General features: G+C 70.1%; 19 protein-coding genes. 13 read left to right on the top strand and 6 right to left on the bottom strand.

Going from position 1 to position 13,544, the window contains the following annotated elements; all coding sequences use genetic code 11:
* Positions 1-5: 5 nt before the first annotated feature.
* From AC1DYN_RS13750 to AC1DYN_RS13735, 4 genes are all read left to right on the top strand, one after another.
* Positions 6-1,280: an RNA polymerase sigma factor gene (locus AC1DYN_RS13750; RefSeq protein WP_477960350.1), complete on the top strand. Its 1,275-nt coding sequence runs from the start codon at positions 6-8 to the stop codon at positions 1,278-1,280.
* 70 nt (positions 1,281-1,350) lie between these two features.
* Positions 1,351-1,968, top strand: a complete 618-nt coding sequence (locus AC1DYN_RS13745) for a 2-dehydro-3-deoxy-6-phosphogalactonate aldolase (RefSeq protein WP_477960348.1) — start codon at positions 1,351-1,353, stop codon at positions 1,966-1,968.
* Between the two features lie 52 nt (positions 1,969-2,020).
* Positions 2,021-2,908 (top strand): 2-dehydro-3-deoxygalactonokinase, encoded by an 888-nt coding sequence (locus tag AC1DYN_RS13740; protein ID WP_477960346.1) that lies wholly within the window; start codon positions 2,021-2,023, stop codon positions 2,906-2,908.
* Positions 2,909-2,927: 19 nt separating this feature from the next.
* Positions 2,928-3,707, top strand: a complete 780-nt coding sequence (locus AC1DYN_RS13735) for an SDR family NAD(P)-dependent oxidoreductase (RefSeq protein WP_477960344.1) — start codon at positions 2,928-2,930, stop codon at positions 3,705-3,707.
* 14 nt (positions 3,708-3,721) lie between these two features.
* Here the strand turns inward: AC1DYN_RS13735 and AC1DYN_RS13730 are convergent, their stop codons facing one another.
* Positions 3,722-3,916 (bottom strand): hypothetical protein, encoded by a 195-nt coding sequence (locus tag AC1DYN_RS13730; protein WP_477960342.1) that lies wholly within the window; start codon positions 3,914-3,916, stop codon positions 3,722-3,724.
* Positions 3,917-4,116: 200 nt separating this feature from the next.
* On the opposite strand from AC1DYN_RS13730, the gene AC1DYN_RS13725 reads away from it, so the two are divergent.
* On the top strand, positions 4,117-4,386 hold the full coding sequence (locus tag AC1DYN_RS13725; RefSeq protein WP_477960340.1) for a DUF1488 family protein: 270 nt from the start codon (positions 4,117-4,119) through the stop codon (positions 4,384-4,386).
* A gap of 1 nt (position 4,387) precedes the next feature.
* On the opposite strand, the gene AC1DYN_RS13720 is transcribed toward AC1DYN_RS13725, so the two are convergent.
* The 4 genes from AC1DYN_RS13720 to AC1DYN_RS13705 all read right to left on the bottom strand — a co-directional run bounded on the left by AC1DYN_RS13720 (position 4,388) and on the right by AC1DYN_RS13705 (position 6,232).
* Entirely contained in the window at positions 4,388-4,636 is a 249-nt protein-coding gene (locus tag AC1DYN_RS13720) for a hypothetical protein (RefSeq protein ID WP_477960338.1), read from the bottom strand.
* Positions 4,637-4,720: 84 nt separating this feature from the next.
* Positions 4,721-4,939 carry a cold-shock protein gene (locus AC1DYN_RS13715; RefSeq protein ID WP_073462332.1) on the bottom strand — a complete coding sequence of 73 codons (219 nt, stop codon included), beginning with the start codon at positions 4,937-4,939 and terminating at the stop codon, positions 4,721-4,723.
* A 211-nt stretch (positions 4,940-5,150) separates the two neighbouring features.
* Positions 5,151-5,414, bottom strand: coding sequence for a hypothetical protein (locus AC1DYN_RS13710; RefSeq protein WP_477960336.1), 264 nt, complete (start codon positions 5,412-5,414; stop codon positions 5,151-5,153).
* Between the two features lie 65 nt (positions 5,415-5,479).
* Positions 5,480-6,232 carry a S1 family peptidase gene (locus AC1DYN_RS13705; protein WP_477960334.1) on the bottom strand — a complete coding sequence of 251 codons (753 nt, stop codon included), beginning with the start codon at positions 6,230-6,232 and terminating at the stop codon, positions 5,480-5,482.
* Between the two features lie 74 nt (positions 6,233-6,306).
* Here AC1DYN_RS13705 and AC1DYN_RS13700 point away from each other — a divergent pair, with 74 nt between their 5' ends.
* Together AC1DYN_RS13700 and miaB are read left to right on the top strand one after the other, a co-directional pair.
* On the top strand, positions 6,307-6,711 hold the full coding sequence (locus tag AC1DYN_RS13700; protein WP_477960332.1) for a hypothetical protein: 405 nt from the start codon (positions 6,307-6,309) through the stop codon (positions 6,709-6,711).
* A 10-nt stretch (positions 6,712-6,721) separates the two neighbouring features.
* Positions 6,722-8,080, top strand: a complete 1,359-nt coding sequence (gene miaB, locus AC1DYN_RS13695; protein ID WP_477960330.1) for a tRNA (N6-isopentenyl adenosine(37)-C2)-methylthiotransferase MiaB — start codon at positions 6,722-6,724, stop codon at positions 8,078-8,080.
* A gap of 21 nt (positions 8,081-8,101) precedes the next feature.
* On the opposite strand, the gene AC1DYN_RS13690 is transcribed toward miaB, so the two are convergent.
* Positions 8,102-8,383 (bottom strand): hypothetical protein, encoded by a 282-nt coding sequence (locus AC1DYN_RS13690; RefSeq protein ID WP_477960328.1) that lies wholly within the window; start codon positions 8,381-8,383, stop codon positions 8,102-8,104.
* Between the two features lie 130 nt (positions 8,384-8,513).
* Here AC1DYN_RS13690 and hemA point away from each other — a divergent pair, with 130 nt between their 5' ends.
* The 6 genes from hemA to AC1DYN_RS13660 all read left to right on the top strand — a co-directional run bounded on the left by hemA (position 8,514) and on the right by AC1DYN_RS13660 (position 13,541).
* Entirely contained in the window at positions 8,514-9,806 is a 1,293-nt protein-coding gene (gene hemA / locus AC1DYN_RS13685) for a glutamyl-tRNA reductase (RefSeq protein ID WP_477960326.1), read from the top strand.
* A 97-nt stretch (positions 9,807-9,903) separates the two neighbouring features.
* Positions 9,904-10,989, top strand: coding sequence for a peptide chain release factor 1 (gene prfA / locus AC1DYN_RS13680; protein WP_477960324.1), 1,086 nt, complete (start codon positions 9,904-9,906; stop codon positions 10,987-10,989).
* Positions 10,986-11,861, top strand: coding sequence for a peptide chain release factor N(5)-glutamine methyltransferase (prmC, locus tag AC1DYN_RS13675; RefSeq protein ID WP_477960322.1), 876 nt, complete (start codon positions 10,986-10,988; stop codon positions 11,859-11,861). Before prfA ends, prmC begins: the two co-directional genes overlap by 4 nt.
* Before the next feature lie 120 nt (positions 11,862-11,981).
* Positions 11,982-12,551, top strand: coding sequence for a hypothetical protein (locus AC1DYN_RS13670; RefSeq protein WP_477960320.1), 570 nt, complete (start codon positions 11,982-11,984; stop codon positions 12,549-12,551).
* A gap of 97 nt (positions 12,552-12,648) precedes the next feature.
* Positions 12,649-12,966, top strand: a complete 318-nt coding sequence (gene grxD / locus AC1DYN_RS13665; protein ID WP_477960319.1) for a Grx4 family monothiol glutaredoxin — start codon at positions 12,649-12,651, stop codon at positions 12,964-12,966.
* Between the two features lie 11 nt (positions 12,967-12,977).
* Positions 12,978-13,541 carry a UbiX family flavin prenyltransferase gene (locus tag AC1DYN_RS13660; protein WP_477960387.1) on the top strand — a complete coding sequence of 188 codons (564 nt, stop codon included), beginning with the start codon at positions 12,978-12,980 and terminating at the stop codon, positions 13,539-13,541.
* Positions 13,542-13,544 lie beyond the last annotated feature (3 nt).

Raw genomic sequence — 13,544 nt, 5'->3', positions numbered from 1 at the left:
CGCTGGTGGCATCCGCCGAAACCCACCGTGCGATCGAGGCCGTCTGGCGGATCGAATCCGCCAAGGTCATTGCCCACGTCGCCCGCATCGTGCGCGACGTGGGCCTGGCCGAGGAGCTGGCACAGGACGCGCTGCTGGCCGCACTGGAGCACTGGGACGACGGCCAGCTGCCGGACAACCCGGCGGCCTGGCTGATGACCACCGCCAAGCACCGCGCGCTCGACCGCCTGCGCCAGGACGCGCTGCATGCGCGCAAGCAGGAGGAGCTGGGTCACGAGATGGACGCGATGCAGATGCACGTGGTGCCGGACTTCGTCGACGGGCTCGACGCGGCCCGCGAGGACGACATCGGCGACGACCTGCTGCGCCTGATCTTCACCGCCTGCCACCCGGTGCTGTCGACCGACGCGCGCGTCGCGCTGACGCTGCGCCTGCTGGGCGGCCTCACGACCGACGAGATCGCGCGCGCCTTCCTGGTGCCCGAGCCGACGATCGCGCAACGCATCGTGCGCGCCAAGCGCACGCTGAGCGCGGCGCGCGTGCCCTTCGAGGTGCCGCAGGCGGCCGAGCGCGCGGTGCGGCTGGCCTCGGTGCTGGAGGTGATCTACCTGGTCTTCAACGAAGGCTATTCGGCCACCGCCGGCGACGACTGGATGCGCCCGGCGCTGACCGAGGAAGCGCTGCGCCTGGGCCGCGTGCTGGCCGGGCTGATGCCGGCCGAAGGCGAGGTGCACGGGCTGGTCGCGCTGATGGAGATCCAGGCTTCGCGCACGCATGCGCGCACCGATGCGCAAGGCCGGCCGGTGCTGCTGCTCGAGCAGGACCGCAGCCGCTGGGACCCGCTGCTGATCCGCCGCGGGCTGGCGGCCCTGGCGCAGTCGGAAGCGCTGGGCGGCGCGCGTGGCCCGTATGCGTTGCAGGCGGCGCTGGCGGCGTGCCATGCGCGGGCGCGCAGCGCCGACGAGACCGACTGGGCGCTGATCGTCGCGCTGTACGACGCGCTGGCGCAGGTGGCGCCGTCGCCGGTGGTGGCGCTGAACCGGGCCGTCGCCGTCGGCATGGCCTTCGGGCCGGCCGCCGGGCTGGCCATCGTCGACGAGCTCGAATCCGAACCGGCCCTCGCCAACTACCACTGGCTGCCCAGCGTGCGCGCCGACCTGCTGGCCAAGTTGGGCCGCAACGACGAGGCAYGCGAAACCTTCGAACGCGCCGCCGGCATGACGCGCAATGCGCGCGAGCGCGAGCTGCTGCTTCAGCGGGCCCGCGACCTCCCCGCCTGAGCTTTTGTGTATGCCGCGGGCGCAAAATTTCATTTGTGCCTGGGCAACGCGCTCGCTACGCTGTCGCCCCATGACTCGGCCGACCTCATTGCCGCTGATCGCGATCCTGCGCGGCATCCGCCCCGAAGAAGCCCTCGCCCATGCCGGCGCATTGATCGACGCCGGCTTCGACGCGATCGAGGTGCCGCTGAACTCGCCGCAGTGGCAGCGCAGCGTCGCCGACATCGTGCAGCGCTTCGGTGACAAGGCACTGATCGGCGGCGGCACGGTGTTGAAGCCGGCCGACGTCGACGCGCTGGTCGAGGCCGGGGCGAAGCTGGTCGTGACGCCCAACACCCGGCCCTCGCTGATCGAGTACGCCGTGCAGCGCGGCCTGCAGGTGGCGGCCGGTTTCGCGACCGCGAGCGAGGCCTTCGATGCGCTGGACGCCGGTGCGCAGGCGCTGAAGCTGTTCCCGGCCACCACCTACGGCACCGGCCACGTGAAGGCCTTGCGCGCGGTGCTGCCGGCCGGCGTGCCGCTGTTCGCGGTGGGCGGCATCACGCCCGACAACCTGGGCGACTACGTGCGCGCCGGCTGCCTGGGCGCCGGACTCGGCAGCGACCTCTACAAGCCGGGGCAGGATGTCGCGCGCACCACGCAGATGGCGCGCGCCTTCATCGATGCCCTGAAGGCCGCCCGCGGCTGAAAACGACCGGCGCCCCTGCGCGCCGGCGACCACGACGACGGAGACGAACGAGATGATTGCCATCGACTGGGGCACGAGCAGCCTGCGCGCCTATCGGCTGGGGGCCGACGGGGCCGTGCTGGCGCAGCGCAGCACCGCGGCCGCGCTGCTGGCCTGCCAGGGCCGCTTCGACGCGGTGCTGGCCGAGCAGATCGACGGCTGGAGCGACGCGCACATCGTGATGGCCGGCATGATCGGCAGCCGCAACGGCTGGCGCGAGGTGCCCTATGTCGCGTGCCCGGCGGGCGCCGATGCGATCGCGCAGGGCATGCTGGCCTTCGAGGCGCCGGCCCTGCCCGGGCGCCGCCTCTTCATCGCGCCGGGCCTGAGCCACCAACCCGAGGCCGGCACGCCCGAGGTGATGCGCGGCGAGGAAACCCAGGTGCTGGGGTTGCTCGACGAGCTGGCGGGCGACGGCCCGCACACGCTGTGCCTGCCGGGCACGCACAGCAAGTGGATCCGCGTCGAGGCCGGCCGCATCGTGCAGTTCCACACCGCGATGACCGGCGAGCTGTTCGCGCTGCTGACGCAGCACAGCCTGCTGGGCGCGCTGATGGACAAGGAGGCCGGCGACGACGAGGTGGCGTTCGCGCGCGGCCTCGAGGCGAGCCGCGCCGCCGGCGGGCTGCCGAACCAGCTGTTCAGCGTGCGCACGCTGGGGCTGTTCGGCGCATTGAGCCCGGCGGCGGCGCCGTCCTACCTGTCGGGCCTGCTGGTCGGCCACGAGCTCAACGGTCTGGCCCCGGCCGGCGGCCGCGTGCACCTGATCGGCAGTGCCTCGCTGACGCGGCGCTACGAGCGGGCGCTGGCGGCGCGCGGCCTGCAGCCCGTCGCCCACGCCGAGGCGCTGACCGCGCGCGGCCTGCACCGCCTGGCCCGCGCCCGCGGCCTGGCCGACTGATTCCTTCCCGGAGACGCCCATGACCGCATTCGCCCACTACCCGAGCCTGGAAGGCCGCACCGTCTTCATCAGCGGCGGCACCACCGGCATCGGCACCGCCTTCGTCGAGCACTTCCATGCGCAGGGCGCCAAGGTCGGCTTCGTCGGCCGCAACCGCGCGGCCGCCGACGAACTGCTGGCCGGCATCGCCGCCCGGCCCAACCCCCACGGCGCGCCGAAGCCGCTGTTCGTCCCCTGCGACGTGACCGACATCCCGGCGCTGCAGGCCGCGATCGCGCAGACCCGCCAGGCCTTCGGCCCGATCGGCGCGCTGGTCAACAACGCGGCCAACGACCAGCGCCACCAGGTCGAGGCCGTCACGCCGGAATTCTGGGACCAGTGCATGAACGTCAACCTGCGCCACCAGTTCTTCGCGGCACAGGCGGTGGTCGACGACATGGCGGGCCTGGGCGGCGGCTCGATCATCAACCTCGGCTCGATCAGCTGGATGATCAAGGGCGCCGGCTACCCGGCCTACGCGACGACCAAGGCCGCCATCCACGGCCTGACGCGTTCGCTCGCCAAGGACCTGGGCAAGCGCAACATCCGCGTCAACGCGCTGGTGCCGGGCTGGGTGATGACGGACAAGCAGCTGCGGATGTGGGTGACGCCCGAGTCGGAGAAGGACCTGGACGCCAACCAGTGCCTGCCGGGGCGCTTGCACTCGGACGACATCGCGACGATGGCGCTGTTCCTGGCCGCCGACGATTCGCGGATGTGCACCGCGCAGAGCTTCGTCGTCGACGCGGGCTGGTCCTGAGCGAACCCTTCTCGTCAGTTCAGGCGGTAGGACGGCCCGAAGCGGAAGCGATCCTCGACCACCGTCTCGGCGAACCCGGAGCCGGTGTCGGGGTCGAGCACCGTGTCCTGCTCGTCGGCGCCGAAGTTCGCATCGCCGCGGCTCACGCGCATCCACAGGCGGTGCAGCAACTGGGCCATTTCGGCGGTCGACGACTCGGGGGATGCCATGAGAAGCCTTTCGGGGGACCGCATCGCGCGGCGACAGGCATTCCTTGGCAAGTTGCGGACCAGCCGCCGCAGCCCGGCGGTGCCCGGGGAGCGCGCCGGGCGGGGTGCGCATTGCGTCACACCGCCGACAGTCCTGGTTCGACAATGCCGCGACGCGTCAGGGGTATAGCATCAGGGACTTTCCTTTCGAGCGCGATGCCATGCTGCCCACCCCGTTTTTCCACAACGACTCCGGCGCCGTCCGGTTCTGGGTGCTGCTCGACGATGGCGAGACCATCGGGGCGAGCATCAGCATGCGGGCGCTGCACTACCGCTTCCGCGCCACGATGGATGGCACCGATGCGGTCGCCACCTACACCGCCAACCGCGCCGAGATCGACGCCGCGGTGCGCCGCCGCGTGGCCAACGGCTCGCTGGAGCCGGTGATGCTGCGCGAGCACGACGTGGCGGTCCAGCCCCAGCAGGGGTAGCTCAGCCGGCGTCCAGCAGCGCGGTGTTGCGCGCCACGTCGCGCTCGAACGCCGCGATCGACAGTTCGGAGATCGCGGTGTGCAACAGCACCGTGCGCGCGACCTCCGCATTGGCTTCGAAGGCGATCAGCAGCTCGGCCCGCTCGGCGGCGGGCAGTTGGCGGATCACGGCCGACAGCAACGCGTCCATTGCCACCAGCGAGCCCTTCAGGTCGCAGATGCGCTCGGTGGCTTCCTGCAGGTTCTTCATTGCACGCTCCTGGAAATGAAAAAACCGCGACCGAGGCCGCGGTTTTTGGGGGAGGAAGACCCGGTGAAGGGTCCGCCAGCCGGATCAGGCCGGCACGATGTTCGAAGCCTGCGGGCCCTTCTGGCCTTGCGTCACCTCGAACTGCACGCGCTGGCTTTCGGCCAGGCTCTTGAAGCCGCCGCCCTGGATCTGGCTGAAGTGGGCGAACAGGTCCTTGCCGCCGCCGTCCGGCGTGATGAAGCCGAAGCCCTTGCCTTCGTCGAACCACTTCACGGTGCCGGTCTGGGTTTGAGTTGTCGTCATGTCGATTTCCTTTCGAGTCATGCGCAGCACATGCTGCACAGTGCAGAGACGCCAAGAAAATCAACGATGGGAATTCGACCGACATCCCCGGGCGAGTGCCGGGAACAGGGGGAGGAGGACTTGCTGAACGACGGCCTTGTGCATGCCTACGCGACGCATGGTAACCCACGGCCCTGAACGGGCCTGTTCACAAAGCCCTGCTCGGCTATCCCTAGACCAGTCCGCTGCGGATCTGCTTGCAGATGTTCTGGCCGGTGAGCGTGATGCGCAAGGCACCTCCGTTCCACTCGAACCAGTCGAGCGCCACGTACTCGGCAATCAGCGATGCGTTGATTTGCTCGGCCTGGCGCTGCTGCAGCAGTTCCACCGTCGCGAGCAGGTCGTTGCGCAGCGCCTGGCGCTTCTTCGCGGCGGCTGTCGCGGGGGGCCGGGGCGCGTTCGCGGCGGCGGGCACATGGCGTCGGGTCAGTGTCATGGAGCCTTTCGTTGGACTCCCGCACAGTACCACCGCCGCGCGTCATACCTGTGACGGGCACAAGGTCAAGCGGCGGATCCGGCTTCGGTCGGCGCGCCGTCGTCGGTCAGCGTCATCAGGATGTCGGCATACCAGGCGCAGTTGAGCCCCAGCGACTCGTCGTGCTCCAGGTCGCGCCCACCCATGTCCATGCGCGACGAATGGATGCCCAGCAGCTTCCATGGCAGGCCGTCGGGCGCGCCGGCATCGCGCATCACCACCGGCGCGCCGCTGGTGCCGCGGTGCGTGCGCGCATCGGTCAGGAAATAGCCCTGGCCCTGGAAGCGCAGCCCGAAGGACGACGCGATCGCCGCCTGGCGCACCACCGGCAGGTGGTGCAAGGTGTCGTGGAAGCCGAGCGGGAAGCCGACCACCAGCAGCGAGCTGCCAACCTCGACCTCTTCGAGCGAACCCTGCAGGTGCGCCGGCGTGAACGCGCGCATCGCCACCGCGGCGGGCAGCGCGCTGCGCTCGATCTCGAGCGCGGCGACGTCGATCTCGCCGCCCGGGTCGCGGCCCTGGCGCCAGGTGCTCTTGCCGTCGCGGTACAGCAGCATCGACAGCCCGATCGAGCGCGTCAGGTTGCCGGCGTCGGTGTGCAGCTCGATCTCGATGCGGCTCGGGTAGTGCTTGCTCGGCTTGTCGATCAGCACGTGGCGGCTGGTGACGATGAACAGGCGCTCGCCGCGCTCGAAGAAGAAGCCGCTGGCCCCGGTGAGGGGGATGTCGCCGTCGAAGGTCGACACGCGGGCGGTGGTCAGCAGCAGGGGTTCGATCATCCGCGGAGTGTGAGGCCTCGCAGGACCCCTGACTTAGAATCCTGGCCTTCCCCGACAGCCACTGGATCAACACCATGTACCGCTGCGCGACGCGTCGCCACCTTCTCGCTGCCTCGGCAGCCCTCGCCTTCTTCGCCGCAGCGCTGCCGGCCGCCGCCCAGGTGCAGCGCCAGTTCCCGCAGAACGCGCTGCGCGGCATCATGGTCTTCGACAACCCGCCCCAGGTCACGCTGAACGGCAAGCCGGCCCAGCTGGCCCCGGGGGTGCGCATCCGCGGGCAGAACAACCTGCTGGTGATGACCGGCCCGCTGATCGGCCGCAAGCTGGTCGTGCACTACACGGTCGAGACCATCGGCCTGGTCAAGGACGTGTGGATCCTGCGCGACGAGGAGATCAAGGTCGTGCCGTGGCCGACCACGCCCGAACAGCTGCAGACCTGGACCTTCGATCCGGCCGCCCAGGTCTGGACCAAGCCGTGACGGGGCCGTGATGGACGACGCACAACGCACGAAGAAGGTCTACATCAAGACCTTCGGTTGCCAGATGAACGAATACGACTCGGACAAGATGTCCGACGTCATGCACGCCGCCGAAGGCTACGAACCCACGCAGGACCCGGAGCAGGCCGACCTGATCCTGTTCAACACCTGCTCGGTGCGCGAGAAGGCGCAGGAGAAGGTGTTCAGCGACCTGGGCCGCGTCAAGCACCTGAAGGCCAAGGGCGTGATGATCGGCGTCGGCGGCTGCGTGGCCAGCCAGGAAGGCGCGGCCATCATCGAGCGCGCGCCCTACGTCGACGTCGTGTTCGGCCCGCAGACGCTGCACCGCCTGCCGCAGCTGCTGGCGCAGCGCCGCCAGCAGCAGCGCCAGCAGGTCGACATCAGCTTCCCCGAGATCGAGAAGTTCGACCACCTGCCGCCGGCGCGCGTCGAAGGCGCGACGGCCTTCGTGTCGATCATGGAAGGCTGCTCGAAGTACTGCAGCTACTGCGTCGTGCCGTACACGCGCGGCGAAGAGGTGTCGCGGCCGTTCGACGACGTGCTGGCCGAGGTGGCGGGCCTGGCCGGCCAGGGCGTCAAGGAAGTGACGCTGCTGGGCCAGAACGTCAACGCCTACCGCGGCGCGATGGGCGGGACARSCGASATCGCCGACTTCGCGCTGCTGATCGAGTACGTGGCCGCGATCCCCGGCATTGCGCGCATCCGCTACACCACCAGCCACCCCAACGAGTTCACGAACCGGCTGGTCGAGGTCTACGGCCGCGTGCCGCAACTGGTGAACCACCTGCACCTGCCGGTGCAGCACGGCAGCGACCGCATCCTGATGGCGATGAAGCGCGGCTACACGGTGCTCGAGTACAAGAGCACGATCCGCAAGCTGCGCGCGGTGCGGCCCGACATCAGCCTGTCCAGCGATTTCATCGTCGGCTTCCCCGGCGAGACCGAGGACGATTTCGCGAAGATGATGAAGCTGATCGACGACGTCGGCTTCGATTCGAGCTTCAGCTTCATCTACAGCCCGCGCCCCGGTACGCCGGCCGCTGCGCTGGCCGATGGCACGCCGCACGAGACCAAGCTCGCGCGCCTGCAGCACCTGCAGGCGGTGATCGAGGACAACCAGCGGCGCATCGGGCAGTCGCGCGTCGGCACGGTGCAGCGCATCCTGGTCGAAGGCCCGTCGCGCAAGGACGCCAGCGAGCTGATGGGCCGCACCGAGTGCAACCGCATCGTCAACTTCGCCGGGCCGGCCCGGCTGGTGGGGCAGATGATCGACGTGAACATCACGCAGGCCTATCCGCACTCGCTGCGGGCCGAGGTGGTCACGCGGGAGGCGGAAGCGCTGGCCTGAAGCGAGGATGCGACCCCGGTTTCAGCGCCTCCCCGGACCGAAACCGGCCCACCACAGCGTGAGCGCGCAGCCGGCGACCATCGCGCCATAGGTGGCCATCTTGCCGTCGCGCCCCAGCCAGGCCAGCCCGACGATGGTGACGACGCTGGCGACGCCGGCCGACCACAGCCACAGCCGGGCCCAGCTGACGCCGGCCAGTTCGCGGCGCCACAGCAGCTTGGTCATCGCCGACGCCAGGCCGGTGACGCCGAAAGCCGGGCCGAGGAAGTTCAACAGGTGCCACAGTGCGTCCAAAGGTCCCATCGACTGGTTTCTCGCAAAAGCTGGCCCGGATATTGCCGATAAACCGCCAGATGTGTCGATTCGTCAGTGCCTATGGCCGCCTTGAGAATCGACAAATACCGGACGGCGCCGCAAATTTTATAATCTGCAAATGAGTGTTTTCGCCCTCGGCCTGAACCACACGACGGCTCCGCTGGATTTGCGGGGCCGTTTTGCGTTCACGCTCGAGCAGCTGGCGCCGACGCTGCAGGGCTTCCGCGAGCGCGTGTCGCGCCCGAGCGCGGCGCCCGAAGCCGCCATCCTGTCCACCTGCAACCGCACCGAGCTGTACTGCGCCGCCGAGCCGGCGCTGGTGCGCCCGGCCATCGACTGGCTGGCCGGACTGGGCGGCGTCGCGAGCCAGCATTTCATGGACCACGCCTACGTACTGGAGGGTGCGCCAGCGGCACGGCATGCCTTCCGCGTCGCCAGCGGCCTCGATTCGATGGTGCTGGGCGAGCCGCAGATCCTCGGGCAGATGAAGCAGGCGGTGCGCGAAGCCAGCACCGCCGGCACGCTGGGCACGACGCTGCACCAGATGTTCCAGCGCTCGTTCGCGGTCGCCAAGGACGTGCGCACCTCGACCGAGATCGGCTCGCATTCGATCAGCATGGCCGCCGCTGCCGTGCGCCTGGCCTCGCAGCTGTTCGAGGACCTGCGCGACACCAAGGTGCTGTTCGTCGGTGCCGGCGAGATGATCGAGCTGGTCGCGACGCACTTTGCGGCGCGTTCGCCGCGCGCGATGGCGGTGGCCAACCGCACGCTCGAGCGCGGCGAGAAGCTTGCCGGCCGCTTCGGCGCCGAGGCGATCCGCCTGTCCGACCTGCCGGCGCGCCTGGGCGAGTTCGACGCCATCATCTCGTGCACCGCCAGTTCGTTGCCCATCATCGGCCTGGGTGCCGTGGAACGCGCGCTGAAGGCCCGCAAGCACCGCCCGATGTTCATGGTCGACCTGGCCGTGCCGCGCGACATCGAGCCCGAGGTCTCGCGCCTGTCCGACGTCTACCTCTACACCGTCGACGACCTGTCGGCGCTGGTGCAGACCGCCGGCGAGAAGCGCCAGGCCGCCGTCGAGCAGGCCGAGGTCATCATCGAGACCGGCGTGCAGAGCTTCGTGCACTGGCTGGACCAGCGCGGCACCGTGCCGCTGATCCAGGCACTGAACGCCCAGGCCGACGACTGGCGCGCCGCCGAGATCGCACGCGCCCGCAAGATGCTGGCCAAGGGCGAAGACCTGGAGTCGGTGCTCGAGGCGCTGTCGCGCGGGCTGACGCAGAAGATGCTGCACGGCACGTTGGCCGAGCTGCACGCGGCCGACGGCGAGCATCGCGCCGCGCTGGCGCAGACGGTATCGCGCCTGTTCCTGCGCGGCAGCCCGCGCAAGCCCGTCGACGGCCAGCATTAGCGACGTCCGCACTTCCGCCGCACAGCCGGCGGAGCGGGCGCATTCCGAAGCGGCGAACGCCGCGCGCCAGGCTCCGCGATCCCTTCCGGAGCCCCTGATGAAAGACACCCTCCGCCAGCAGTTCGAACGCCTCGCGCTGCGCCTGACCGAACTGGACGCGACGCTGGCCGATCCGTCGGTGGTCAGCGACATGAACCGCTTCCGCGGCCTGACCCGCGAGCATGCCGAGGTCGACGGCATGGTGCAGCGCTACCGGCGCTTCCGGCAGCGCGAGAGCGACCTCGCCGAAGCGCGCCAGATGCTCGCCGACCCGGAACTCGCCGACATGGCGCGCGAAGAGATCGCCGGTGCCGAAGCGGACATCGCGCGGCTCGAGCAGGAGCTGCAGGCCGCGATGCTGCCGCGCGATCCGGACGACGGCCGCAATGCCTTCCTCGAGATCCGCGCCGGCACCGGCGGCGATGAATCCGCGCTGTTCGCCGCCGACCTGCTGCGCATGTACACCCGCTATGCCGAGCGCTGCGGCTGGCGCACCGAGCTGATGTCGGAGAGCATGTCGGACCTGGGCGGCTACAAGGAAGTGGTGCTGCGCGTGGAAGGCGACGGCGTGTATGCGAGGCTGAAGTTCGAATCCGGCGGCCACCGCGTGCAGCGCGTGCCGCAGACCGAGACGCAGGGCCGCATCCACACCAGCGCTTGCACCGTCGCCGCGATGCCCGAGCCGGACGAGGCGGAAGAGATCCAGCTGAACCCGGCCGACCTGCGCATCGACACCTTCCGCGCAAGCGGTGCCGGCGGGCAGCACGTCAACAAGACCGACAGCGCGATCCGCATCACCCACCTGCCGACCGGGCTCGTGGCCGAATGCCAGGACGACCGCTCGCAACACCGCAACAAGGCCAAGGCGATGGCGGTGCTGGCCGCGCGCCTGCGCGAGAAGGATCGCAGCGAGCGCGCCGCGAAGGAGGCCGCAACCCGCAAGGGCCTGATCGGCAGCGGCGACCGCAGCGACCGCATCCGCACCTACAACTTCCCGCAGGGCCGGCTGACCGATCACCGCATCAACCTGACGCTGTACAAGCTGCAGTCGGTGATGGAGGGCGAGCTGGACGACGTGGTGGCAGCCTTGCAGGCGGCCAGCGCGGCCGAGCAGCTGGCCGAGCTGGAAGGCCGCGGGGCATGAGCCCGCCGGGCCGCCCCACGGGCGAAGGTGCTCCAGTGAGCGTTGACACGGCACTGGCGGCAGCCCGGGCGCGTGGCCTGGACCGGCTGGACGCGCAGCTGCTGCTGGGCCATGTGCTGGCGCGCGACCGGACCTGGCTGCTGGCGCATGGCAGCGACGCGCTTACCGCAGAACAGGTGCAGCGCTTCGACCAGGCCGCCGCGCGCCGCGCCGACGGCGAGCCGGTGGCCTACCTGCTGGGCGAAAAGGAGTTCCACGGGCTCACGCTGCAGGTGTCGCCTGCGGTGCTGGTGCCGCGGCCGGACACCGAGACCCTGGTCGACTGGGCGCTCGACGTGCTGAGCCGCGAACTGGCCGGGCAGCCGGCGCCGCAGGTGCTGGACCTCGGCACCGGATCGGGGGCGATCGCGCTGGCCGTGAAGCACGCCTGGCCGGCGGCCCAGGTGACGGCGGTCGACACCAGCCCGGCGGCGCTGGCCGTTGCCGGCGCGAACGCCGAGCGGCTGGGCCTGCCGGTCGACCTGCTGCATGGCGACTGGTGGTCACCCGTCGACGGCCGCCGCTTCGACCTGGTGCTGAGCAACCCGCCGTACATCGCCGCCGGCGATCGCCACCTTGCCGCGTTGAAGCACGAGCCCCATCTGGCGCTGACACCCGGCGGCGACGGCCTGGATTCGCTGCGCCGCATCATCGCGGACGCCAGCGCCCACTTGCGCGACGGCTGCTGGCTGTTGCTGGAGCATGGCCACGACCAGGCGGAGGCCGTGCAGGGCCTGCTGGCGGCGCAGGGGCTGCGCGACATCGCGACCCGCTGCGACTTGGCGGGCCATCAGCGCTGCACCGGCGGACGTTGGCCGGGAACCACACGCTGACCGATTTGTGGCACGACTGCACGCGCTCACGCTTGTTGCCACTCAGACGAGGGGACTGCCCCCACAAGCCGGCACCGCCGGCGTAGCATGGTCTCTCGGACCCAGCAAGGAGAGCTCGCCATGTGGACTGCAGCGTGGAAGTGGATCGGCGCAGGTGTCTTGACGCTCGTGGGCGCACAGGCGGCGCTGGCCCTCGACAGCCACGCCGGGAGCAACCCCGGCTGGACCCAGTTCCAGGGGCGACTGAGCCTGGGCACCGCCAGCCCCAGCCTGCGCATCGAGGCGCCGGGCTTCGACACCGCCAGCCTGAAGCTCAGCAGCCTGAGCCTGATGGCCGACTACTACCTCACACCCGCGTTGCAAGGCAGCGCCGGCGGCCTGCGTGCCACCAGCGGGGTGCTGTTCGGCCCGCGCTCGTCGCCGTGGAGCGGTCCCGGCACCGGCGGCCTGTTCAACGTCGACCGGCGCATGCTGCCGGCCGTCGTCGACGGCAGCACCGACACCGGCACCACGCCCTACCTCGGCATCGGCTACACCGGCCTGTCGGTCAAGGGCGGCTGGGGCTTCTCGGCCGACGTCGGCATCCTGGCCGGGCGCTTGGGCCGCAACCTCGGGCAAAGCCTGGACGACCAGGTCCGCGAGCTGCGCCTGGCCCCGGTTCTGCAGCTGGGCGTCTCCTATTCATTCTGAGGGGCCTTCACGGGTGCCGAGGGCAGCGGATGCGCCGTTTGCCGTATAACCTCGCCCTCACACCCCTGAACTCTGCCGGGCTCGCCGGCGCAAGACCATGAGCGACGTACAACAACGCATCGACGACCTCGTCAAACAGAACCGCGTGGTTCTCTTCATGAAGGGGACGGCGCAATTCCCGATGTGCGGCTTCTCGGGCCGCGCCGTACAAGTGCTGAAAGCCTGCGGCGTGACCGACCTGAAGACGGTCAACGTGCTCGAGGACGAAGGCGTGCGCCAGGGCATCAAGGAATACGCCAACTGGCCGACCATCCCGCAGCTGTACGTGAACGGCGAGTTCGTCGGCGGCTCGGACATCATGATGGAGATGTACCAGGCCGGCGAACTGCAGCAGGTGCTGGGCGTCAAGGCCTGAACCGGGTGAGCGTGCCGCAGCGCATCGTCGTCGGCGTCACCGGCGCCAGCGGCGCGGTGTATGGCGTGCGGCTGCTCGAGCGGCTGAAGGTGCTCGGCTGCGAGGCCCACCTGGTGGCCAGCCCGGCCGGCGTGCTGAACGTGCACCACGAGCTCGGGCTGGACCGGCGCGAACTCGAATCGCTGGCCTACACCGCCTACCACCCAGCAGATGTAGGCGCCGCGATCGCGAGCGGCTCGTTCGCGACCTCGGCGATGGTGATCGCGCCCTGCTCGATGAAGACGCTCGCGGCGGTCGCCCATGGCCTCTCGGACAGCCTGCTGACGCGCGCCGCCGACGTGACGCTGAAGGAGCGCCGCCGCCTCGTGATGATGGTGCGCGAGACGCCCTTCAACCTGGCCCACCTGCGCAACATGACCGCCGTCACCGAGATGGGCGGCGTGATCTTCCCGCCGCTGCCGGCCTTCTACCACCGCCCGACCTCGATCGACGAGCTGGTGAACGAATCGGTGGAGCGGGTGCTGTCGCTGCTGGGCGTGGACGCGGCGACGCCGAAGGCCTGGTCGGGCCTCTGAGCG

The sequence above is a fragment of the Rhizobacter sp. P2_D12 genome (genome assembly GCF_056404395.1).
The sequence above is the reverse complement of the archived record's forward strand: the minus strand, read 5'-3'. Positions and strand labels throughout refer to the sequence as shown.